Below are 22,855 nucleotides of genomic sequence, written 5' to 3' on the forward strand. Positions count from 1 at the left end.
ACTTATGCACCCTATTCTGCCCAAGTCAATACAATTAATTAATCAATCAAACACAATCAAACAAACAAAGGATAAACAACGATGACAACCAACGGTCATGATGCTTGGCAAAAATTCACCTGCCTAGCGTGCGGTTATGTTTATGATGAAAAATTAGGCGACCCAAAAAATGGTCTGGCTACTGGTACACGCTTTGTAGACATATCAAATGACTGGCAATGCCCACTCTGTGGCACAACAAAGAGCGGATTTAAAGCCGATGATGCCCACCTAAATGACCATTCATTGACTGCATTTGCTTATCACAATAATCAACGAGGCATTGTCATCATTGGTGGTGGTTTGGCTGGTTGGAGCGTGGTTGATGCGGTGCGTGCGTTGGACAAGCAAATCCCCATAACGCTCATTTGTGGCGACCGTGGCGACCGCTATCACAAACCTATGCTGTCTGTCGCCCTCTCACAGGGCAAAACTGCCAGCGATTTGGTACGCACCACCGCTGCGCAGTCAGCAACAGACAATCAAGTCAGACTGCTTGCCAACACCTTTGTAACACACATTGATACCAATACACAGACTCTGCAAACCACTTGTGGCAATATCGGCTACGATGATTTGGTGCTGGCCATCGGTGCAATCCCTGCCTATCCACCCACCATCGCCCAAGACATGGCATGGCACATCAACAACCTTGAAAAATTCCTTGCCCTACAAACACATCTAAGCACAGGCAAACAACCAAAAAATCTGGCCATCATCGGTGCAGGCATGGTTGGCATAGAATTGGCAGAAGACCTGATTCATGCAGGGCATCAGGTAAGTCTTATTGATGTCGGTGCTTACCCATTATCCACACTGTTGCCAGCAATCGCAGGCGAACGCATTTTATCCGCCATCAAAAATAAGGGCATTGGTTGGCTGGGCAAAAGCATGGTCAATGGCATGGTACCAAGCCATACAGGTCATGACATCACCCTGATTGACTTAACCAACAACAACGAACAAACACTGCACTTTGACGAGGTCATTGTGGCAACTGGGCTGATGGTAGATGCAGAACTGCCCACCCATGCAGGTGTGGACTTTAACAAACGCACAGGCATCGCTGTGCATCGTAGCACCTTACAAACGAGCGTGCCACACATTTATGCACTGGGTGATTGTATCAGCATTGATGGTATGCCATGTCGCTATGTTGCCCCACACCGCACACAAGCAGCTGCCATCGCCCACGAAATCTTGGGGCTGACCCATTGTGGCTATGAACACAAAACGCCCATGATTCGCCTAAAAAATAAAAGCATCACTGTTACCGCCAATGGCAACCCAACAGCTGATGGTGATTGGCGAGTGATTAAAAATGAAACAGACGAATTATCGCTTGAATTGCACGATGGTGGCAACATCATCGCCAAAGTCTTACTAAAATCACCCCAATAATCATTCAAACCTGCTGGCAGTCGGCAAGATTTAAGCATGACCATTAACAAAAACACCGCCCAAATTAGGTGGTGTTTTTTGGTTTATTTTTGTAATCTGATGATCATAAAATTTCATCTTATCCTAAAATTCCACTATAATAAACCACCACAAAATGTTCGCACAACGATTTGGGCGACTTATTTTTTGTTAATTGGTCTATTAATTTTTTTGATACTAAGGAACTTTTATGTGCGGTATCGTCGGTGGCATTCGTCGTGATGCTAATATTGTTGATTTTTTGACAGATGGCCTAAAACGCCTTGAATATCGTGGCTATGATTCCTCAGGCATCGCCATTTATAGCAAAGAAGAAAACAAAATCAAGCGTGTACGCCGTGTCGGTCGTGTGGCACTGATGGAAGAGGCAGCTCGTGCCAAAGGCTTGTTTGGCAATATTGGCATCGGACACACTCGCTGGGCAACACACGGTGGCGTTACAGAACCAAATGCTCACCCACACATCTCAGGTGGCACCATTGCTGTGGTGCATAACGGCATCATTGAGAATTTTGAGTCTGAGCGGACACGCCTAGAAGCTTTGGGTTTTGACTTTGAATCGCAGACTGACACCGAGGTCATCGCCCACAGCATTCATCATGAATACACCCAAAACGGTGGCCATCTTTATCGTGCAGTACAGACTGCTTGTTCTCGCTTTCATGGTGCATACGCCATCGCTGTCATCACGCCAGATGACCCCACACAGATGGTGGTGGCTCGCATGGGTTGTCCGCTCTTAATTGGTTTTGGTGAGGGCGAAGTGTTCATCGCCTCTGATGTCTCAGCGGTGGTTTCGTTTACTCGTCAGGTTACCTACCTAGAAGATGGAGATATTGCCATCTTGACCGCAGATGGTATTGAAACTTTGATTGACAAAGATGGCAACACGCCAGAACGCCAAATCAAAACCTCTCAGCTATCGCTTGCCAGCCTTGAATTAGGCTCACACAACCATTTCATGCAAAAAGAAATCAATGAACAACCAAAAGCCGTTGCAGATACAGCAGAGATATTCTTGGACGGTGGCTTTGTCGCTGAGAACTTTGGAGAAAATGCAGGTGAAATTTTTAATCAAATTAACAGCATCAAAATCTTAGCCTGTGGTACCTCTTATTATGCCGCCCTAACAGGAAAATATTGGCTAGAATCCATCGCCAAGATTCGCTGTGATGTTGAAATCGCCAGCGAATACCGCTATCGTGATGTCATCACCGATCAAAACGAGCTCATCATCACCATCAGCCAGTCTGGTGAGACGCTTGATACAATGGAGGCACTAAAATACGCAAAAAATCAAGGGCATATGCACAGCCTATCTATTTGCAATGTCATGGAATCTGCTCTGCCACGCAACAGCACACTTGCCATCTATACGCGTGCAGGTGCAGAAATTGGTGTCGCAAGCACCAAGGCATTCACAACCCAACTGGTCATTTTGTTTGGTTTGGCAGTAACCTTGGGTAAAATTCGTGGTCATATTGATGAGGGACAAACAAGCCAATATGGCGAAGAATTACGCCTTTTGCCCGGCAGTATTCAGCACGCCCTAAATTTAGAGCCGCAACTGGCCATTTGGGCACAAAAATTTGCCACCAAACCATCGGCTTTATTCCTAGGTCGTGGCATTCATTACCCAATTGCCCTAGAAGGTGCTTTAAAACTAAAAGAGCTGACCTATATACACGCCGAAGCCTATCCAGCAGGTGAATTAAAACATGGACCTTTGGCACTCATTGATGAGAATATGCCTGTGGTGGTCATCGCACCAAATGATAAGCTACTAGACAAGGTCAAAGCCAATATGCAAGAAGTTGGTGCTAGAGGTGGTGAGTTGTTTGTCCTGACCGACCTTGATAGCGACTTTGCCAAAACCGAAGGCATTCATGTGATTCGTACGCCACGCCATGTTGGTGTATTATCACCCATCGTACACACCATCGCCGTACAGCTACTTTCCTACCATGTTGCCTTGGTGCGTGGCACCGATGTAGACAAGCCAAGAAATTTGGCAAAATCGGTTACGGTGGAGTAATCGCCATTCATCAACCGATCAACAAATATAAAAAGGGCAAACGGTTTTTGCCCTTTTTATATTTAAATTTGTATTTAAATATAGATTTAAAGCCGTGGCAATGACAATCTGCAACCAACCGCCCTACTCATCAATGACACATTTTTCAGAGCCTTACCACACACTTTAAGCACTTTGTTGGCACAACTTTGTATCCAAAATAACACAATAATCTGTGTGTATCATTGCAAAATCACGCACTCGCCCTTATAATTTTCACAAAGCCATAAAAATTTGTTTAGATTTTAGGAAAAAATATGAGTATTGATTTTAATAGCCCAAGTTTTGACAATCGCCTACACTTGGTAGATTTTACAAAAACCACACCAGCCATATTAAGCCAAGAGACAAACCAAGCCCTTGACGATGCTCATGCTTTTTTGGACAATATTGAAAATGGCAATACAGCCGACACACCCATCGCCACCATTGATCAATTTGATGAGCTGGTTCGTGCCATTCATCGGCCGTTTGGTGTACTATCACACCTAAACAGCGTGATGAGCGATGAAGACATTCGCCACACACACCATGAACTTTTACCAAAGCTTAGTGAATTTGGCGTGCGAGTTGGACAATCAAAACCCTTGTATGACCTATACAAAGCGGTAGAAAGCACCTTGCAAGACAGCACTGACATTGCTCGCATTCGTGCGGTATATCTTGCCTTGCAAAGTTTTGATTTATCAGGGGTCGGCCTACCTGATGACAAAAAAAATGAGTTTGCCAAAATTCAAAGCGAGCTGTCGGTTCTATCTGCTCAATTTTCAGACAATGTGCTTGATGCAACAGCGGCATTTGCCCTACCCTTGACCAATGAACAGTTAGATGGCATCACACCAAATGGCTTGGCACTGCTAAAATCTGCAGGCGAGCATTACAAAGCCAAATATCCCAACAAATCCCTGCCCACCGACTATGTGGCAACGCTAGATGTACCAATGTATTTGGCGGTCATGCAATATGCAACCGACCGCAAACTGCGTGAAACTCTCTACCATGCTTACCATACTCGTGCGTCCGACCAAGCAACCTTTACAGGCGAAAAAGACGGGCAAGAGAGTAAGTTTGACAACAGTGATATCATGGCTCGCATTCTAAAACTGCGTACAGACAAAGCAAGACTGCTTGGTTACAAGGACTACACTGGGGTATCACTTGCCACAAAAATGGCAGAAAATCACGAACAGATTGAAGAGTTTTTATTAAACCTAGCACAAAAAGCCCTGCCTTTTGCCAAACAAGATTTGAGAGAAATTCAAGAATTTGCCAAAACACTAGGGCTGGACGATGTACAACCATGGGACATTGCTTTTATCAGTGAAAAATTGCAAAACGCCAAATATAGCCTAGACAGCGAGGCAATTCGTCCATACTTTCCTGTACCTGTGGTTTTAGATGGTATGTTTGACATCATTAAGACATTATTTGGTGTACGATTTGTCGCCAAAGACGCACCCGTCTGGCATAAAGATGTACAGTTTTATGAAGTGCATGACAAAGATGGCTTGATAGGTGGGGCATACATTGATCTATATGCTCGCTCGGGCAAATCTAGCGGTGCATGGCTGTCTGATTTTCAATCCAAAAATATCAGCCTAAGTGGCTCACAGACCCTGCCTGTATGCTTTGTTGTGGGTAATTTTTCGCCAGCGGTGGGCGACAAACCAAGTCTACTTACTCATGATGAGGTTTTGACTTTATTCCATGAATTTGGGCACGCTTTACATCATCTATTGACCAAAGTTAGCATCGCTGATGTCTCTGGCATTAGTGGTGTGGAGTGGGACGCTGTTGAGTTGCCCAGTCAATTTATGGAAAACTTTGCTTGGGACAAATCAGGCATTGCTAAAATCAGTCGTCATGTTCAGACAGACGAGCCACTGCCCGATGACAAACTGACCGCCATGCTCAATGCCAAAAACTTCCAATCTGGATTGCAGACACTACGCCAGATTGAATTTGCTTTATTTGATTTACGCATTCATGCAGGCAATTTTGATGAATATGAACAAATCTTGACCGCCATCAATCAAGTCCGCAAACAAGTCGCTGTCATCATGCCACCAGCAAACAACCGCTTTGCCAACAGCTTTGCACACATTTTTGCTGGCGGTTATGCTGCTGGTTATTATTCTTATAAATGGGCTGAGCTTTTATCGGCAGATGCCTTTGGTGTCTTTGAAGATAATGCAGGCGAGGTTGGTGTCATCAACCCCAGCATTGGTCAGGCATTTTACGAAAATATCCTAGCGATGGGAGGTTCACGCACCGCCAAAGAAAATTTCATCGCCTTTGCTGGGCGTGAAGCCAAAATTGACGCCCTACTTCGCCACAGTGGCTTTGGAGATGATTGATGCGTTATCAATCCACTCGCCCAAAACGCCAATTTCTGGCAGGGGTTGCCTGCCCAAACTGTCGCACGGTGGATACGGTGGTACAAATTCAGGTGTTTGAGCCTGTTTTTGATGAATGGATTGAATGCACCACCTGCAACCACAACGAACGCCGTCCCACCCCCAATGAAGCGACCGCCATGCGTCAGGCAGACGGCTACGATGATACTGGCGTGGGTGTGGTAAAGTTTAAATAAGCGAGTAAAATCATGAACCTACACGACATACGAGAAGATTATAGCAAACAAGAATTGTCAAAATCACATTGCCACACCAACCCTGTTGAGCAGTTTAAAATTTGGCTAAATGAGGCTATGACCGCCAAAGTCAATGAGCCAACTGCAATGAATATTGCGACAGTAGATGCCGATAATCGCCCTAGCAGTCGCATGGTACTACTTAAAGAAGTTAATGATGATGGCTTTGTGTTTTTTAGCAATTATGACAGTAGAAAGGGGCGGGCACTAGCAACCAACCCACATATTAGCATTGTCTTTTTTTGGCCAGAATTAGAGCGACAAGTGCGTATTGAAGGCGTGGTAGAAAAATTGGACGAAGCATCGTCTGATGAGTATTTTGCCAGCCGTCCCTACACCAGCCGTATCGGTGCATGGGCAAGCGAACAAAGCCAAGTCATCACCGACAAATCCGTCATCGTCAAGCGAGCCGCACTCTTTGGTGTCAAGCACCCCATCAGCGTGCCACGCCCACCACACTGGGGTGGCTATCTGGTGCGAGCCGATGCGGTGGAGTTTTGGCAAGGTCGCCCATCTCGCCTGCACGACCGCATTCGCTATCGCCTAGATGGTGATCAATGGCTCATTGAACGCCTTGCCCCTTGATAATATTTGATGGGCAAAACAATGGGGCAAAAGATTTTTTTACCCCACCAAGCCAACACATCTGCAAGAACAAAACCACTATCTTAGGACAGGCTTTTGTCCGATTGCTACAATCCTTTATCGTTTTGATTTACCAAATTTACGCTTAGTGCTCATCTCTTTGATGACAGTTTCAATATCGCTGTCGCTCAAACTTGCCGTGTGATGCAACAATTTCATCATATCAGGCGTCAGCACAAACTTGGCGTTTTGGGCAATGTTGTCAATGCGTTCATCAAACATCAGCACGCCCGACTCACTTTCAACCTGAATATAGCCCAAGCGTTTTAGGGTGTCAATAAAACTGGTAAACAATGCTTTATCAAACATATCAGGCAAATCATCTGCATACAGCACCGAGATCCGCTGACCAAGTGCATAACACAAATTCACCACCTGCTCAGCAGTTAGGCGACGGCTACCTTGCTCCGACAATAATGCAAGTGCCATAAAGTAGCGTTCAAGACTCTGCTGGGCAGCACTTGCCAATACGATCAGCTGTTGATAGCTGTCAGAGTTCATTTCAGGTGCACCAAGTGTATCATTGCCCAAATCAACAACCACACCCTCATCAATGAGCACGCTTAATATTCTATCGGTCAGCCCATCAACATTTCTAAGAGCGGTATTTAAGAACAGTTCGGCTTGCAAAAACGGATACATAAGCTTAGTGATGGCATCGAGATTGGTGCGGTTAATACGACCATTACGCTGAACCAGCGATGCCAAGAAACTGATCATAATGAACACATGCAAGATGTTATTTCTAAAATAACTAAGCATCGGCGCTTGCTTGTCTGCCACACGAATCATATCACCCAACACATGCGGCGTACGCTCAATAAGTTTTAGTTGCTCGCCATACGCCAAGATATCTTTTGGTGCCAGCGTGGTAATGTGCGTCTCTGTATCGTATGGCAAAGCATGAGCCAGACGCTGGTATAAAGCAATTTGCTCCAAGCACTGCTTTTCACCAAGTGCTGCCTTTGGCGTAGATAAAAGCACCAACGCCAATAAAGATACGGGATTAACAACAGCAGACTTATTGATATTTTGCAAAATCTTCACGCCTAGGTTTTGAACCATTGCGTATGTATTATTGACATTGGTGGCACTATTGCTCCCAGATTTGACAGAAAATTTTTCCATAAAATTGTCCAAATACAAAGGCTCACCAAAAGACAAATGTACCGTGCCAAATATTCGTTCTATTTTACGGGCGGTTTTTAAAATACCAAACCAGTTTTCAAGCTCTTTAGGCTTACCCTTTAATTCACCCACATAAGTTGCCCCCTCCATGATACGCTCATAACTGATGTAAGTTGGAATAAATACCACAGGTTTGGCAGGCTCACGCAAGTGGCTATTAACCGTCATCGCCAGCATGCCCAGCTTTGGTGGCAGCAGGCGACCTGAACGAGAACGACCACCTTCAATAAAATATTCTATTGGTGCAGCACGCTGCATCAGATTGTGTACATATTCTTTAAATACTGTAGCGTACAGTGCATTGCCCTTAAAGCTACGGCGCATAAAAAATGCACCACCGTTACGCAGCAACTCTCCAAGCACTGGAATATTCAAATTATCACCAGCTGCAATGTGCGGAATACGCAGGCCACGCTTATAAATGACACAAGACAACAATAAATAATCCATATGACTGCGATGACATGGTACATACACAACCTGATGGTCAAGAGCCAATCTACGCACACGCTCAAAATTGCGTACTTCCACGCCATCATATAGGCGTGTCCACAACCGAGTCAAAAAATGATCAAAAACCCTGAGTACCGAATATGAATAATCACTGACAATCTCAGCCACATAGCCCGCTGCCTCTTTCTTGACAGTAGCGATGGTTTTGCCCTTTTCTCGAGCTTCTTTTTCTATGGCAGCTTGCACCACAGACGATGAAAGGATTTTGCCAGTTTCGTTGCGTTTGTCAGATAAATCTGGTCCCACAATGCTTGTACGCTGATTATCCAAAAAGCCTTTTAAACGCAGATGAATCGCACGAGACAGATTCTCATCAACACCCAACTGGGCATCTTTGATGAGCGACTGCAAGGACTTGATGTCAGAAAATCTTAAAAAAGTATTACGACCCATCACACCAATGTTGAATAACTGCTTAGGAATGCTTGGCGAACGCCATTCATCTGCCATGAGCAAACGAAACAGCGACTCTTCTTTATCAGGTGCACGACCCCACAAAATCGTTACAGGGACAAGATTGACATCAAGATTGGGATTATCAAGACACGCCTGCACAAGGCGTTCAAGGCGTGGTGAAACACCAACATCACGCTCTTTATTGCGTCCTTGCAAAAATATCATCGCTGACGACTCATCAACCCCTTGCTCATCAATCTTGGCCAATGCTGATGGCAGGTTGAGCTCGTCTGTCGTCATGCCCACAAGCAAGCTGTTTGAACGAGAATAATCACGAATCACATAAAAAGTCAAATGATCATTATCGATGACAGGTACCTCGCCGATGATGGTCGGTTTGACCGCAAGCGACAGACTTTTGGCCGATACACGGCGATAAGTGCTGGGCTCTGCAATCTGCCGAGTATTGGGAGTTTTTGTTGTATTCGATACAACTTTGTTGTCGTCATCACTTGATAGTATGGCGTCTGATTTATTTGGCTTTTTGCCAAACCCAAGCAAGTTGGTCAGTTTTGATGTGGAAATTTTTAACATGGCATGGCGATACAATAATCCAAATTGACTCATTTTATCATATTTTTGCCTTTTGACTAAAAAAAACTATGGCTGGTTATGATTTTGTGGATTTTATATCAATCGCATTCAACCCAAGCTTTAAGCTGATTAGTCTGCACCATCAGTACACACAATTAGATTGGTAAATATTGACAATCTAATGATGCGATTGGATAATAGACAAAATTTAGTTGATTTATATTTATTATGACCCATATTTTTGCCAAAAGTGATGACCCAAAAGACTTGGTTGCCGACTTACTACAAACTCTAAATTTACAAGAAATCGCCGACAATGAATTTGTTGCACCCAGCTTTGATTATGTTGGGCCACGAGTTTTTGGTGGACAAGTGTTGGCACAAGCATTAATGGCAGGTGCCCTGACTTTAACAACCGATAAGCCCTGCCACTCATTACATGGTTATTTTTTGCGTGGTGGCGACATTCGCTATCCTGTACATTATCAAGTACGCTGTCTGCGTGATGGGCGTAGCTTATCAGCACGAGAAGTTACCGCCATACAGCACATACCCAATGACGCAGGTGAAATTGACAAACAGGTGATTTTTTCAATGATTGCATCATTTTCACCCATGGAAGGTGGCTTGGATTATCAAGAGACAATGCCCACTTATCCCACGCCAGAGATGCTACTCAACGAACAAGAGCTTAAATCTGCCTATGTAGATGGCATACCAGAGCCACTAAAGGCACGCTACCTTAGAAAACGCCACATTGAAATCAAGCCCACACACCCAAGAGACCCCATCTCCCCCAGACCCATGCCACCCAGACAAGGAAACTGGCTACGCATCGAAGCATTAGGCAGTCAGCCTGTCGCCATTCATCAGGCATTGCTCGCCTTTGCGTCCGACTTTTATTTGGTGGGCACAGGATTAATGAGTCATGGGCTAAGCTATCTAAGTCGTGGCTTGCAAGTGGCCAGCATTGACCATTCCATGCACTTTCATCGCCCCTTTGACATCAATGAATGGCTACTATATGACATGTGGAGCGACACAACAAGCCACGCCAAAGGCCTTAATCATGGGCAATTTTGGCAAAATGGCAAACTCATCGCCACCACCCAACAAGAAGGTCTGATGCGACTGACCAAAAAAGCCTAGTCCAACTTAATACCTTGATTTGAGGCATTAAAAATATCATGTTTAAGCACATTTTTCTGATTGCACTTACCGCTTTGCTTGTTGCTTGTGGCAACACCGACACCAACCAAGCAGATGCCCTTACCAGCAAGCAAATCACCAAGCTACTACCAAGACATGTGTCAAACAAAGCATCTTGGGCATCTGACATGGTTCAGGTTTTTGATGAGCTTAAATTGCCCAAAACCACTCAAAATATCTGCACTGCCATCGCCGTGATTGACCAAGAGTCTAATTTTCAAGCCGACCCCATCGTACCAAACCTAAGCAGAGCATCATTAAAGGCAATTGATGAAAAACTAGAAGAAAAATTTGGCAAAACACTTGCCAAAACTTTTCGCAATATGCTAGAAACCAAGCCCAGCATTGATGATAACTTTATCAAACAAATCAAACAAATCAAAACTGAGCGAGAGCTTGATGAATTGTACCAAAAAATCTTTGATTACTTCACAACAACTTACAAGATTTCAGGGCTTGCCCACATTACCAAATTATCTGGTGAAGGCATTGATGAGCGTATCAACCCCATCACCACGCTAGGATCGATGCAAGTCCATATTGACTACGCACGCACGCACCGCCGAAGCAACATGAGCGACCGCAGTCTCCGTGCTGACCTATACAGTCAGTACGGTGGGTTGTACTACGGCATTCATCGGCTGATGCTTTACCAAGCAGACTACGACAAGCCCCTATATCGTTTTGCCGACTACAATTCAGGCATCTATTCTAGTAGGAATGCCGCCTTTCAACAACGAGTGAGTAGCCTAACAGGCGATAAACTGGACCTTGATGGTGACCTACTACTTTATGACAATGGCAGCCCCATCAGCAAAAAAAGCCAAAGCGAGACCGCGCTCATCAAGCTATTTGCTAGCGAGCTTACACCCATCAGCGAACGACAAATTCGTGCTGACTTGAAAAAGGAAAAATTAAAAGACTTTGAATCAACACAGACTTATCGCACGGTCAGCGAGCTATTTGAGAAAAAATACGGCAAAAATCCATCTTATGCCATCATACCGCAAGTCATCATATCGGGCCCCAAGCTCAGTCGTGATTATAACACCAACTGGTTTGCCAACCGAGTTGATAAACGCTATCAAAGCTGTATGGCGAACGCTAAAAGACACAAAATCAAGCTCGGTTGATTTTGCCTAAAACCACAAAAAATATGAGCCAAGTGCTAACCTCTTCACTATTTAAGCATTTTTTTAAAGTATATTTAATTACCAAAGAAAAAAGACGCAAAATATGCGTCTTTTTTAGTTTTAATTATGCACCGCCCCAAAAGACAATGTCAAATCCATTCTCTATCGGTAGCATCATCAAGCAGGCGAGTAACCAGCACTTGGTCAATTTTATAATGGTCAATATCTACCACTTCAAATTTTAGATTTTCGTGTATCACAAAATCAGCAGGGCGTGGAATCTTACGCAAGCGATACATAATAAAACCTGCCAGTGTCTCGTAATGATCCCAATCTTCAAATTCATCAATATCAAGGGCGTACTTAACATCATCAATCGGCGTGCCACCATCAATCAACCATGAATTTTCATCTCGTTTGATGATCTGTTGCTCTTCTTCAATCGGCACCACCCAGTCGCCCATCACAGTCATCATGATATCCGACAGTGTAATCACACCCACCACCAACGCATACTCATTAATGACAACAGCAAATTTTTCTTTACTGGCTCTAAATTTATCCAAAAGTTCAGACAAAGTGAGCGTATCAGGAATGATCAGCACATTTCTGATGGTTGATTCATTAAGTTGAAGCAGTGATTGATTATTCAAAATCCGCACCAAGATGTCCTTAGTATCAACATAGCCGATCACCTGATCAATATTAGCATTGCACACCAAAAATTTGGAATATGGATAATCAGCAATCTTTTGACGAATAGAATCTTCGGATTCTCCTAGTGTAAAATACACCACATCTTCACGCGTGGTCATAGATGATGGCACAGTGCGTTCTTCTAGTTCAAACACATTTTCAATAAAATGTTGTTCTTGTTGTAAGACCACACCCGCCTGTGCACCTGCATCCACAATGGCAGAAACATCATCAAAAGTGATGTTGTCTTCACGAGTGGTATTGACATTAAATAGCTTGAAAGTCAAATTAGCAATGACATTAATGATCCACGCCAAAGGGCTGACCAGCTTAATGACCAGCAACATCGGATTGATGACCATCAAAGCAATCTTTTCTGGATTGATCATTGCAATACGCTTGGGAATCAAGTCAGCATACAAAATAAAGACAAGCGTCACCAAAATAAAAGACGAGAAAAAGGCGATGCTGTCCGCCCAAGGGCCTTGATAAAACTGTACAATGAACGATGCAAAATAAGGACGCAATGCGGCCTCACCAACCGAACCGCCCAAAATGGCAACAGCATTTAAGCCAATTTGGCTTGTGGCGAAAAACTCTGCCGAATTTTCTTGCAAATGTAAAATCTTATCTGCACGCTCGTCACCATGCTCAGAAAGCAATCTTAGCTTTAACTTTCGTGCACCAGCCAAAGCAATTTCAGAAATCGAGAAAAAACTCGATATCAAAATCAGAATAAAAATCAAAAAAATGTGTTGTAATAATTCCACGATAAGTCCAGTATTTTGGTAAAAAAAACCTTTAATAAACAGCTCAATTTACCAAATTTTATCAAGTTATGCCTGTACAATTCAAGTACAGTTCAATGATTTTGTTATAAATTTTTTAAAGTCAAAAAAAGCGACCTAATGCCGCTTTTTTTGATTATCTGGGTTGGCAATGAACCACCTGCCCTTTAATACCGCTTGCCAAATCAGTCATCAAATACACATAGGCACTCATGATATCCGCAGGTGTTTTTAGTGTATAAGGGTCTTCGCCAGGAAAAGCGTGTGCACGCATATTAGTACGGGTCGCACCAGGGTTGATGCAATTAAAACGCAAAGTGGTGTGATTTTTGGTTTCTTGGGTAAAAATCTCACTCATGCCCTCAATCGCTTGCTTAGAAAGTGCATAAGCCCCCCAAAATGCACGCACTTTTGCCACGCCAGAGCTGGTAAAAATCACCGAACCACTTTGGGCGGATTGTAATAACGGAAATAATGCTTGGGTCAGCATGAATACCGCTGTCGCATTGACATGAATCACCTGCTCAAAAGTAATGGGATCGTACATTTCAAGCGGTGTCAATGCACCCAAAATACCTGCATTATGAAGCACACCATCTAGATGGCCAAATTCACCTTGAATCAAATTGGCAAGCTCGTTCATCTGTGCAAAACTTGCATTTGCCAAATCCATCGGTAAAATAGCAGGTGTTGGCAGGCCCAGCTCTTCTATCTCATCATATACCGCTTCTAATTTAGACTGTGTTTTGCCCAAAAGTAGCACAGTAGCCCCAAATTTAGCATAGGTCAATGCGGCCACTTTGCCTATGCCATCACCTGCACCTGTTACTAGGATGATTTTGTCTTTAAGGCAGTTGGCTGTAGGCGTATAGTTAATGATGTCGTGGTGTGTGGTCATGGTTTAATCTTAGTAGTTCAAAATATTAACAGCTCAAAAGATATTCATCGTGCCATGTATGAAAAATTAAATGACAGCAAAGCTTACAACAAACCTTTGATAAACTGCACCAAATCATAAGGGGTTGCCATCACTTTATCTGCCTGCCAAGTCGCAAGTTTTTCTTTGTCATCAGCAGATAGATAACCAAATCCAGCAATCACGGTCATCATGCCTGCTGCATTGCCCGCTTGAATATCACGGATATGGTCGCCCACATAGATACAATTATTTGGCTGAGTAGCTTTACTCAATTTTTCATTCAGGCGTTTTACCGCCAAAAACATCGGCTCTGGGTCAGGCTTGGTATTCCTCACATCGTCAGGACAAACAAGCACAGCACAACGCTCAGCCAAGTTTAACTTATCAAGCAAATTTTCAGCCAAGTATTTGGGTTTATTGGTAACAATACCCCACGCTATGCCATGGTGCTCAAGCGTTCTTAATAACTCATCAAGATCATCAAAAAGCCGACTGTCTACACAGATATTCTGCTCATATAAATCAAGAAATTCTTGGCGATAAGCAAGTAATTTTTCATCACCCAAGCTGTCTACCAATACATCTCCAAGCACCAAACGCACCAGCGCCCTTGAGCCTGCCGAGACCTGCTCACGAATAGCGGTATCGCTTGGCACAAGATGGCCGTATTTATCGCACATGAGCTTAATGACACGGATAAAGTCAGAGGCTGTATCAATTAATGTACCATCTAGGTCAAATAAAACTGCATCAAGCTGGTTGAGCTTTATCATGATTTTTGGTTTTCCTATCATTCAAATTTTAAGATTTTTTGACAAATGACATCATATAATTGACATCAACATTACGATTTGACAACCAAAAATGCTTGATGATCGGGTTGTAATGCAAGCCAGTCATGTCTTGACGGTCAAACCCTGCACGAATTGCCATTTGGTCAAGTTCGGCTGGGGTGATGAATTTGTGATAATCGTGCGTTCCTTTGTCCACCAATCGCAAGACATATTCTGCACCGATGATGGCAAACAAATACGACTTTAAGTTGCGGTTTATTGTTGAGGTAACAAACACACCATTTGGCTTTAACAAATCAAAACACGCCTGCACGATGGCAGATGGATCAGGGACATGTTCAAGCATTTCCATGCAAGTTACCACATCATACAAGCCAGCCTGCTCAATGGCCAAATCTTCTATTGCGATACAGCGAAAAGCAAGGCTGTCTGTCATGCCTGTACGCTCAGCGTGGATTTGACCTGCATTTAAGTTTGCCTCTCCTAAATCCACACCCAAAACATTCGCCCCACGCACTGCCATTGAATGCGACAAAATACCACCGCCACAACCAACATCAAGCACTTTTTTGCCAAGTAAAGCAGAGCCGTATTGCTCATTGACCTTATCTTCAATCCAGTTTAGACGCAAAGGATTAATATCATGCAGGGATTGAAATGCCCCATTTCTATCCCACCATTCATCAGCCAAAGTAGTAAACTTACCAATCTCATCATAGTCGGCGTTGGTTGCTGTCGTTTGCATAATTTTTCCAATGTTATTAGCGATAATTTTGAAGAGGTCTTTTGTGCATCTTGTTTCATATCTTATCATTTTACACAAGAATTTACCACTTGCACTTGCATTTGTAATTTGTAATTTGTAATTTGTAATTTGTAATTTGTGATTGGGTGTGCTGACAGAACTCTCGTACCACACCCTTCAAAGCGTTTTATTTTAAAACAAGAAAGTCGTAATGATGCAAAATTAACCAATTTGCAAAGTAAGGTTAATAAATCTGTTACCACTTTTTGCTAAAAATGCGTTAAACTATACCATATTTTTATGTTTAAATTGTCACAAATTTAAAAAAAGCACGCCAAACTGCTTGCTTTTTATCAATAAAAGCAAATTTTTGTTAAAAAATTTATAAGGATTTTCGTCATGAAACTTGCCCTAAAACTTGCCTCCCTAACCGCAGCCATTATTTTTGCAAACCATGCTTTTGCTGTCGACTTCGTAGAAGGCAAAGATTATCAAAAAATTGCCAATCCTGAGAACATTGCAGCTGATGTGATTGTTGTGCGTGAGTTTTTTTGGTATGGCTGTCCACATTGCTATAAGTTAGAGCCTCATATGCAAGCATGGGCAAAAAATCGTGATAAAGATGTGGCATTTTTTCGCACACCCGCTGCCATGAACCCTGCATGGGAGGTGGCAGCACGAGGCTTTTATGCAGCACAGCAAATGCAGCTTGACAACAAGACTCACCAAGCACTATTTGACGCTATCCACAAAGACGGTCAAAGAAACATCATTGCCAACCAAGAAAATTTGGCCAACTGGTATGCAGCACAAGGTGCGGACAAAGCAAAATTCAACAGCTTTTACAATTCTTTTCCAGTCAGCACCAAGATTGAGCGTTCCAAACAAGGTGCTTCACGCTATCAGCTAACAGGTGTGCCTGCAGTTGTCGTTCATGGTAAATATGTGGTGTCTGGCGAGGACAAGAAAGTCACAGAAGTTGTTGATTTTCTCATCAACAAGGTACGCACTGAAAGCAAATGATGAAAACGCCGACAATAAAGCCACAATCATTTATGGCTTTATTGTCGGCAATCACTTACAAAGATTGGCGATATTCGCCAATAGCCATATTCATCAAATTTTGCGATACTATACACACAGCAAAGGAATGGACAAATGGATATGTCAATTAAGGATAAATGCTGTGATACATGGAGTAACTGCAAGGGGCAATATCGCCAAGGAAGTGATAATACAGCCAAATGATTCATCATTTGGCTGTATTATTTTGCTATTTTGATGGTCTTTTAAAATCTTAACTCTTAAAAACTGGCACTTTATCAGCCTCACAACAAAAAGTTAGCTTGATAAAATCGCCACTTCTTTAACATAACTTTCAAAATCTGCCACGCTTTCATTAAAAAGTTCATCATCTTGTAAATGCTTGGCATACTCAATCCATAGCAAAAGCTGATAAATGCTATTAAATTCACTGGCGTTAAATTGTTTGACAAATTGCTTGATGGTACCTTCATCATGCAGTTTTAGGCGGCTGAACCAAGTCTCAATTTTTGCCATCTGCTCTTTGGTAAATTTGATTTCAAATAAGGCTTGGGTCAGTGTATGGCGGTCTTCTTCAATGATGAGTTTGCCTACTCGTTTGATTTGTCTATTCTTGGCAGCGGCACTGGTGATGTTTGACAAATGCTTCAATTCATCCAAAAAAAACTCACTCACAGGTAGATTGTCAAGCTGTTTTTTGGATAGATTTGCCAGTGGCGTAGCAAGAGACTGCAAACGCTCATGTGCTTTTTTAATTTCAGTGCGAGACACTCGCATGTCTTGTTTTGACCAGTCAATATTCATAATTTTCTCTAAATGCTTGGCTTATATGATGAATCTATCTTTCTTTAATCTTTAAAACCAGTTGGTATTGATTGCTCAGTCATTCACCAATGGCGTTTTTCACGGTGTTTGATGCGTACTTTTAAATAAGAAGGCAAGTGTTTACTTAATGCTAAGCCCACCTTCTCAGCAACATAAACCGAGCGGTGTTTACCACCTGTACAGCCGATGGCAACTGTCATGGTATGGCGGTTATTATCAGCAAAACTTGGTAGCCATTTTGACAAATACGCGATGAGATCAGCCACCATGTCTTGCACTGCTAAATGAGTAGCAAAAAATGCCTTGACTGCATCATCTCGCCCGGTCAGCAAACGCAGGTCTTCATGCCAGTGTGGATTGGGCAAAATTCGCATATCAAACACCAAATCAGCATCAAGCGGTACGCCATATTTAAAGCCAAATGACAGCAAATTGATGATCACTTGATTTTCAATACCCAAATAATCACGCACTTTTTGTTTTAGTTCATGCACATTTAATAAGCTGGTGTCAATCTTGATGTCAGCAAGGCGGGCAATCGGTTCAAGTAAGACAACCTCACTGGCAATCGCATTTGGCAAATTGCCCTTGGTCGCCATCAAAGGGTGCACTCGCCTAGTAGAGCCAAAGCGTGCCACCAACACTTGCTCTTTGGCGGTGGCATACACCACGGTTACGGCACGCTCACCATATTCATGCACCAAGCTACGATGCAAAATCGGAAAATTCACCAAATCTGTCTGCGGCAGACGACTGTCAATGCCCAGTGCAATCTTATGAATGCTATCACTAACCATCAAACGCTTAATGGCATCAAACGCAAACGACAAGGGCAAATTATCAATGACATAGTAACCAAAATCTTCTAGTATATTTAATACCGAGGTTTTACCAGAGCCTGAGCGTCCTGATACGATAATGATGGAAATTTGCTCGCTCATTGTTGCACCCAAGTTGATTGATCAATTGACTGGTAATTCAATTTCCAAATTATCCAAAAGCCTTGCTTTGCCCACATATACAGCAGCCAATACCACCAAATGTTTGTCTGTCGGCCTCACGGCTTGCAGTTTATCATTATACAACTCCAAATAATCCACAAGCAGACCCTCATCGGTTAACTGCTGATGATATTTTTGGATAATCTTTGAATATTGTTCAAATGATGCACTTAGCACATCGGCTTCAATTCGTTGTAAGGTTTTTTGAATGATTGGGGCGGTACTGCGTTCTTTTTTGGTCAAATAGCCATTGCGTGATGAGAGTGCCAAACCATCATCAGCACGAACAATCTTAGCCCCAATGATTTCAATATTAAAATTCAGCTCGCGATTTAATTGACGGATAATGGCCAGCTGTTGGTAGTCTTTTTTACCAAAAACTGCCACAGCAGGGCGAACAATATTAAAAAGCTTACTCACCACAAGCCCCACCCCATCAAAATGTGTGGGGCGAGATTTTCCGCATAAAATCTTGGTAATATCGCCACTTAATACAGCAATATTTGGCGGATAAACAGGATACATTTCATCAACGCTTGGAGCAAATACCACATCTGCACCAACAGTTCTTAATTTCTCACAATCCTCATCAAGCGTGCGTGGATAGCTGTCAAAATCCTCACCTACGCCAAATTGGGTGGGGTTAACAAAAACACTCACCACCACCATATGAGCGTTTTGCTGGGCGATTTTGACCAATTGTAAATGCCCATCATGCAAGTTGCCCATCGTGGGAACCAAGGCAATTTTTTTGTCACTGTGTAATTTTAATTCAGATTGTAAATCAACAATTGTATGAAAAATTTTCATTTTTTGCCCCAAACTTATGACTAAAAACTATGTTCAGCACTTGGGAAGGTCCCATCTTTGACTGATTGATGAAAATTCACAAACGCCCCCAAGACATCATGCGTTTGATTGCCATCGTCAGTCAAAAAATCTTTAACAAATTTAGCAGGTTTTCGGGTGTATACACCCAGCATATCATGCATCACCAGCACCTGACCGTCCGTATCCCCTCCTGCTCCAATGCCAATGACAGGAATGGCAAATTTTTGGGTAACTTGTTTTGCTAACTCACTGGGCACGCATTCTAATAAAATAATACTTGCCCCTGCATTGACCAAAATTTCACAATCTTTTAACAACTTTTTGGCCTTTGCATCTGTTTTGCCTTGCACTTTATAACCGCCAAAGACATTCACCGATTGTGGTGTTAGACCCAAATGTACACAAGTTGGCACACCATTATTGGTTAAAACTTGTACGATATCAGCAAGCTCGCCACCACCTTCGATTTTAACCACATTTGCCCCTGCCTGCATGACCGCCCGAGAACTGGCAACTGCATCATCAAGCGTGGCATAACTCATGAACGGCAAATCAGTCATGATCAGGGCATGATGGTTGCTTCGTGCCACATTTTGAGTGTGATAAACCATGTCGGCAACTGTAACAGGCAGGGTAGAATTTTGTCCTTGCACCACCATGCCCAGACTGTCGCCTACCAAAATCGTGTCAATCTCGGCCAATTGCATCAAATGGGCAAAGCTTGCATCATAGCAAGTTAAACAAGAAAATTTTTGCCCATTTTTTTTGTATTTTTGAAGGGTGGATAGGGTAACTGGGTTTTTTTGGGTTAAATATGTCATGTTTACTCTTGATTTACATTAGCTAAGATATTGATTTTGTTTAATTTTATTAAATAATTTGGTAAGTATCTCATCTTGTTTGGACGCCTCGTTTGATCGCTTGACCAAAATATTTTCGCTCTACGATTTACAAACCAAGCTTTACCAAACCTGTCATGTCCTGTACCAATGGCAAATCAGCAATTTTATGCTCGTTGATAACCAACTCTGAATTTAATTCCAATAATGGCACAAGCACAAAATTTCTTAGTAAAATTTCTTTATGCGGTACAGTCAGTCGCTCATGATCAATCACTTCATCACCATAGAGTAAAATATCCACATCAAGACAGCGTTCACCCCAATGCCTAAGACGCACTCGCCCTGCCATATTTTCCAGATTTTGGCAACAGTCTAGCAGTTCAAGCGGAGTCAAATGAGTATCTGCCTGCAAGACGGCATTAAAAAAATCAGGCTGATCGGTTACTCCATAGGCCTTTGATGAATAAAATGATGACACAATGACACGCTCAAAACTCTCACTGCTTTCAAAGAATTTTATCGCATTTTGCAAATGCTGAATGGGTGTGCCAAACTCATTAGCGATATTACCACCCAAACCAATATATACAGTTGTCATACTCATCTTAATCGCCTATCTCGTCTTTTGTCTAGTCTTTTGCTCGTGATTTGGCATTGGACTTTTTTCGCCGTCTTGGCCTACTGGTATTATCCGAAGACGGCTTGGTCTCTGCCACAATCTTGGTTTGACGCTTGGGTTTGGTTGCAGATTTCTTTGCTGGCAATTTAGATTGCACCGTCTTTGGCAATGCCATTTCTTCGGTCATTCCCTGCATTCGCTCCTTGATGGATAAGGTTGATGATGGCTGGCGTTTGCGATAACGCATGGCAGGAATATAAGGCTCATCATTACCAAGTAATTTTAAAAAATCTTCATGGGTATACTCTATGTATGCAAATTCAGGCGTAGCAACCCTTGGGCGTGGCTCTGGTCTGTCATCTTTTTTGACAGGCAAAAAATCATCAGCATTATCCACCACAAACAATGGCTTTGGTTTGGTCTTATCATCGCTGATTTCGCCACTAGACAGCTGTTGAAGCTGCAGCAATTCATCACTCACCTTATTACGATTGCGACGACGGCGAGATGACGATCTTTTGACATTGCCACCATCAGCAAAAATCTCCACCATCTGTGTACGAGTGCCCACATCTGAATCTTGGTAAGTCTGCCACCATACACCCATACCATTAGTTGGCTCAGACAGCTCATGCTTATCGTATGACTCACGCATGACAAGAAAATCAAAAGCTGCACGAAATTTGGCGTGGCGTTCAAGACTGGCAATATCGTGCACTCGTGGACTGACCAGTTTTGGTTGCATGAGCCAAATACCTGTAATAAACTCTTCAGCAAATTTAGGAATGGCGGTCTTTTGACGCTGGGTGTCTACCACCTTGGCCGCAGCTTTAATCTGTGCTTCGTGAAATGACAATCCTTTTTTCTTAAATTTGGCCAGCTGATGCAGATAATTTTCCCACAACAGTGCCGCATAAAAGAACGCAGGATTTACACCCTTGCCCTGCTTGACACGCTTATCCGTATTGCTGGCAACAGCCTTCATAAGCATGGTTGGTTCCTTGGGTGCATATGCCATCAAATGATTAATCGCCCCATGCTCAAATAAAATTGGCAAAAGGGGTGTAAGATAACCACCTGTGAACATTTTTTGCGTCTCATCATACAGGCGGTGTGCCGAGACTTGCTCAAGCAATGTCCAATTAGCCTCATGAAACTGCTTGGCAAGATTATCATCAAATTCAAAGCCCAGTTTTGCCTTAAACCGCAAAGCTCGTAGCAGACGGACAGGGTCTTCTTCAATGCGTACCTTGGCATCGCCAAGCAATCTTAGGGTGTAATTTTTGATGTCGTCAATCGCCCCACAAAAGTCCAAGACCTCACCTTTGATGGGCTGATAATACAAAGCATTAATTGAAAAATCTCGGCGTGCAAAGTCCTGATTGATGTCGCCCCAAACATTATCACGCGTAATCATACCATCTTCCGTGGTGTGCGTATCGTCCTTGGGTGGTGCACGAAAAGTTGCCACCTCAATCAGTTCACGCCCAGAATAGACATGAGCCAGCTGAAAACGCCGACCAATGATACGACAACGACCTCCAAAAATCGCTTTTATCTCATGCGGACGAGCATTTGTTACCGCATCAAAATCCTTAGGTGCAAGCCCAAGTAGGCTATCACGCACACCACCACCCACAATATACGCCTCAAACCCTGCCTTGTTAAGCGTGCTGATCACCTCAACAATGCTATGTGGCAAGGCAGACTTATGCAACCCCAAGGATTTGTCATGATGAACGATGATTTTTTGTGTTTTTTTGGATTTGCTTCTGCTGGATTTCCCAGAATTCGCAGGCTTATTCGCCATGCTGAAATTCTCCTTGACAGCCATAATTTATTTTCTTTGCTGAATTTCTTTGGTTAA

General features: G+C 43.0%; 19 protein-coding genes. 8 read left to right on the forward strand and 11 right to left on the reverse strand.

Going from position 1 to position 22,855, the window contains the following annotated elements; translation table 11 throughout:
- The first annotated feature begins 81 nt into the window (after window positions 1-81).
- The 5 genes from U9670_RS05660 (at window position 82) to pdxH (ending at window position 6,791) form a co-directional block, all read left to right on the forward strand.
- Window positions 82-1,440: an FAD-dependent oxidoreductase gene (locus U9670_RS05660; protein WP_323841054.1), complete on the forward strand. Its 1,359-nt coding sequence runs from the start codon at window positions 82-84 to the stop codon at window positions 1,438-1,440.
- Between the two features lie 229 nt (window positions 1,441-1,669).
- A complete protein-coding gene (gene glmS / locus U9670_RS05665) occupies window positions 1,670-3,514 on the forward strand; it encodes a glutamine--fructose-6-phosphate transaminase (isomerizing) (RefSeq protein WP_323841053.1) in 1,845 nt (614 codons plus the stop codon).
- Between the two features lie 296 nt (window positions 3,515-3,810).
- Window positions 3,811-5,910, forward strand: coding sequence for a M3 family metallopeptidase (locus U9670_RS05670; protein WP_323841052.1), 2,100 nt, complete (start codon window positions 3,811-3,813; stop codon window positions 5,908-5,910).
- Complete coding sequence (locus tag U9670_RS05675; RefSeq protein WP_323841051.1) at window positions 5,910-6,146, forward strand: hypothetical protein; 237 nt, start codon at window positions 5,910-5,912, stop codon at window positions 6,144-6,146. The genes U9670_RS05670 and U9670_RS05675 overlap by 1 nt, the downstream gene beginning before the upstream one ends.
- Window positions 6,147-6,158: 12 nt before the next feature.
- Entirely contained in the window at window positions 6,159-6,791 is a 633-nt protein-coding gene (gene pdxH / locus U9670_RS05680) for a pyridoxamine 5'-phosphate oxidase (RefSeq protein WP_323841050.1), read from the forward strand.
- Between the two features lie 117 nt (window positions 6,792-6,908).
- Here the strand turns inward: pdxH and plsB are convergent, their stop codons facing one another.
- Window positions 6,909-9,575 carry a glycerol-3-phosphate 1-O-acyltransferase PlsB gene (gene plsB, locus U9670_RS05685; RefSeq protein WP_323841049.1) on the reverse strand — a complete coding sequence of 889 codons (2,667 nt, stop codon included), beginning with the start codon at window positions 9,573-9,575 and terminating at the stop codon, window positions 6,909-6,911.
- 195 nt (window positions 9,576-9,770) lie between these two features.
- Between plsB and U9670_RS05690 the strand changes: the two genes are divergently transcribed.
- Both U9670_RS05690 and U9670_RS05695 read left to right on the forward strand, forming a co-directional pair.
- A complete protein-coding gene (locus U9670_RS05690; RefSeq protein WP_323841048.1) occupies window positions 9,771-10,691 on the forward strand; it encodes an acyl-CoA thioesterase in 921 nt (306 codons plus the stop codon).
- Window positions 10,692-10,729: 38 nt separating this feature from the next.
- A complete protein-coding gene (locus tag U9670_RS05695; RefSeq protein ID WP_323841047.1) occupies window positions 10,730-11,884 on the forward strand; it encodes a DUF1615 family protein in 1,155 nt (384 codons plus the stop codon).
- A gap of 149 nt (window positions 11,885-12,033) precedes the next feature.
- Here U9670_RS05695 and paeA read toward each other — a convergent pair whose 3' ends face one another.
- The 4 genes from paeA to ubiG all read right to left on the reverse strand — a co-directional run bounded on the left by paeA (window position 12,034) and on the right by ubiG (window position 15,826).
- Window positions 12,034-13,350 carry a polyamine export protein PaeA gene (gene paeA, locus U9670_RS05700; RefSeq protein ID WP_323841046.1) on the reverse strand — a complete coding sequence of 439 codons (1,317 nt, stop codon included), beginning with the start codon at window positions 13,348-13,350 and terminating at the stop codon, window positions 12,034-12,036.
- A gap of 154 nt (window positions 13,351-13,504) precedes the next feature.
- Window positions 13,505-14,266 (reverse strand): YciK family oxidoreductase, encoded by a 762-nt coding sequence (locus U9670_RS05705; protein WP_323841045.1) that lies wholly within the window; start codon window positions 14,264-14,266, stop codon window positions 13,505-13,507.
- 83 nt (window positions 14,267-14,349) lie between these two features.
- A complete protein-coding gene (locus U9670_RS05710; protein ID WP_323841044.1) occupies window positions 14,350-15,060 on the reverse strand; it encodes an HAD family hydrolase in 711 nt (236 codons plus the stop codon).
- A gap of 28 nt (window positions 15,061-15,088) precedes the next feature.
- Window positions 15,089-15,826 carry a bifunctional 2-polyprenyl-6-hydroxyphenol methylase/3-demethylubiquinol 3-O-methyltransferase UbiG gene (gene ubiG, locus U9670_RS05715; protein WP_323841043.1) on the reverse strand — a complete coding sequence of 246 codons (738 nt, stop codon included), beginning with the start codon at window positions 15,824-15,826 and terminating at the stop codon, window positions 15,089-15,091.
- A gap of 399 nt (window positions 15,827-16,225) precedes the next feature.
- Here ubiG and U9670_RS05720 point away from each other — a divergent pair, with 399 nt between their 5' ends.
- Complete coding sequence (locus U9670_RS05720) at window positions 16,226-16,849, forward strand: thiol:disulfide interchange protein DsbA/DsbL (protein ID WP_323841042.1); 624 nt, start codon at window positions 16,226-16,228, stop codon at window positions 16,847-16,849.
- 318 nt (window positions 16,850-17,167) lie between these two features.
- Here the strand turns inward: U9670_RS05720 and yjgA are convergent, their stop codons facing one another.
- From yjgA to pcnB, 6 genes are all read right to left on the reverse strand, one after another.
- Window positions 17,168-17,674, reverse strand: a complete 507-nt coding sequence (gene yjgA / locus U9670_RS05725) for a ribosome biogenesis factor YjgA (RefSeq protein WP_323841041.1) — start codon at window positions 17,672-17,674, stop codon at window positions 17,168-17,170.
- Window positions 17,675-17,757: 83 nt separating this feature from the next.
- Complete coding sequence (rapZ, locus tag U9670_RS05730; protein WP_323841040.1) at window positions 17,758-18,636, reverse strand: RNase adapter RapZ; 879 nt, start codon at window positions 18,634-18,636, stop codon at window positions 17,758-17,760.
- Window positions 18,637-18,657: 21 nt separating this feature from the next.
- Window positions 18,658-19,506, reverse strand: a complete 849-nt coding sequence (gene panC, locus U9670_RS05735) for a pantoate--beta-alanine ligase (RefSeq protein ID WP_323841039.1) — start codon at window positions 19,504-19,506, stop codon at window positions 18,658-18,660.
- 20 nt (window positions 19,507-19,526) lie between these two features.
- A complete protein-coding gene (gene panB, locus U9670_RS05740) occupies window positions 19,527-20,348 on the reverse strand; it encodes a 3-methyl-2-oxobutanoate hydroxymethyltransferase (protein WP_323841038.1) in 822 nt (273 codons plus the stop codon).
- 127 nt (window positions 20,349-20,475) lie between these two features.
- On the reverse strand, window positions 20,476-20,967 hold the full coding sequence (gene folK / locus U9670_RS05745; protein ID WP_416381498.1) for a 2-amino-4-hydroxy-6-hydroxymethyldihydropteridine diphosphokinase: 492 nt from the start codon (window positions 20,965-20,967) through the stop codon (window positions 20,476-20,478).
- Window positions 20,968-20,998: 31 nt separating this feature from the next.
- Window positions 20,999-22,798 carry a polynucleotide adenylyltransferase PcnB gene (gene pcnB, locus U9670_RS05750; RefSeq protein WP_323841036.1) on the reverse strand — a complete coding sequence of 600 codons (1,800 nt, stop codon included), beginning with the start codon at window positions 22,796-22,798 and terminating at the stop codon, window positions 20,999-21,001.
- Window positions 22,799-22,855 lie beyond the last annotated feature (57 nt).

This window comes from Moraxella tarda (assembly GCF_035181405.1).
Lineage (GTDB): Bacteria > Pseudomonadota > Gammaproteobacteria > Pseudomonadales > Moraxellaceae > Moraxella.

Coding starts and splice junctions, on each gene's coding strand:
- ubiG (WP_323841043.1), bottom strand. CDS start 15,826: ATGCAAACGACAGCAACCAACGCCGACTATGATGAGATTGGTAAGTTT.
- folK (WP_416381498.1), bottom strand. CDS start 20,967: ATGACAACTGTATATATTGGTTTGGGTGGTAATATCGCTAATGAGTTT.
- panB (WP_323841038.1), bottom strand. CDS start 20,348: ATGACATATTTAACCCAAAAAAACCCAGTTACCCTATCCACCCTTCAA.
- yjgA (WP_323841041.1), bottom strand. CDS start 17,674: ATGAATATTGACTGGTCAAAACAAGACATGCGAGTGTCTCGCACTGAA.
- U9670_RS05720 (WP_323841042.1), top strand. CDS start 16,226: ATGAAACTTGCCCTAAAACTTGCCTCCCTAACCGCAGCCATTATTTTT.
- glmS (WP_323841053.1), top strand. CDS start 1,670: ATGTGCGGTATCGTCGGTGGCATTCGTCGTGATGCTAATATTGTTGAT.
- U9670_RS05670 (WP_323841052.1), top strand. CDS start 3,811: ATGAGTATTGATTTTAATAGCCCAAGTTTTGACAATCGCCTACACTTG.
- U9670_RS05660 (WP_323841054.1), top strand. CDS start 82: ATGACAACCAACGGTCATGATGCTTGGCAAAAATTCACCTGCCTAGCG.
- U9670_RS05690 (WP_323841048.1), top strand. CDS start 9,771: ATGACCCATATTTTTGCCAAAAGTGATGACCCAAAAGACTTGGTTGCC.
- panC (WP_323841039.1), bottom strand. CDS start 19,506: ATGAAAATTTTTCATACAATTGTTGATTTACAATCTGAATTAAAATTA.
- pdxH (WP_323841050.1), top strand. CDS start 6,159: ATGAACCTACACGACATACGAGAAGATTATAGCAAACAAGAATTGTCA.
- U9670_RS05705 (WP_323841045.1), bottom strand. CDS start 14,266: ATGACCACACACCACGACATCATTAACTATACGCCTACAGCCAACTGC.
- U9670_RS05710 (WP_323841044.1), bottom strand. CDS start 15,060: ATGATAAAGCTCAACCAGCTTGATGCAGTTTTATTTGACCTAGATGGT.
- rapZ (WP_323841040.1), bottom strand. CDS start 18,636: ATGAGCGAGCAAATTTCCATCATTATCGTATCAGGACGCTCAGGCTCT.
- plsB (WP_323841049.1), bottom strand. CDS start 9,575: ATGAGTCAATTTGGATTATTGTATCGCCATGCCATGTTAAAAATTTCC.
- pcnB (WP_323841036.1), bottom strand. CDS start 22,798: ATGGCGAATAAGCCTGCGAATTCTGGGAAATCCAGCAGAAGCAAATCC.
- U9670_RS05675 (WP_323841051.1), top strand. CDS start 5,910: ATGCGTTATCAATCCACTCGCCCAAAACGCCAATTTCTGGCAGGGGTT.
- U9670_RS05695 (WP_323841047.1), top strand. CDS start 10,730: ATGTTTAAGCACATTTTTCTGATTGCACTTACCGCTTTGCTTGTTGCT.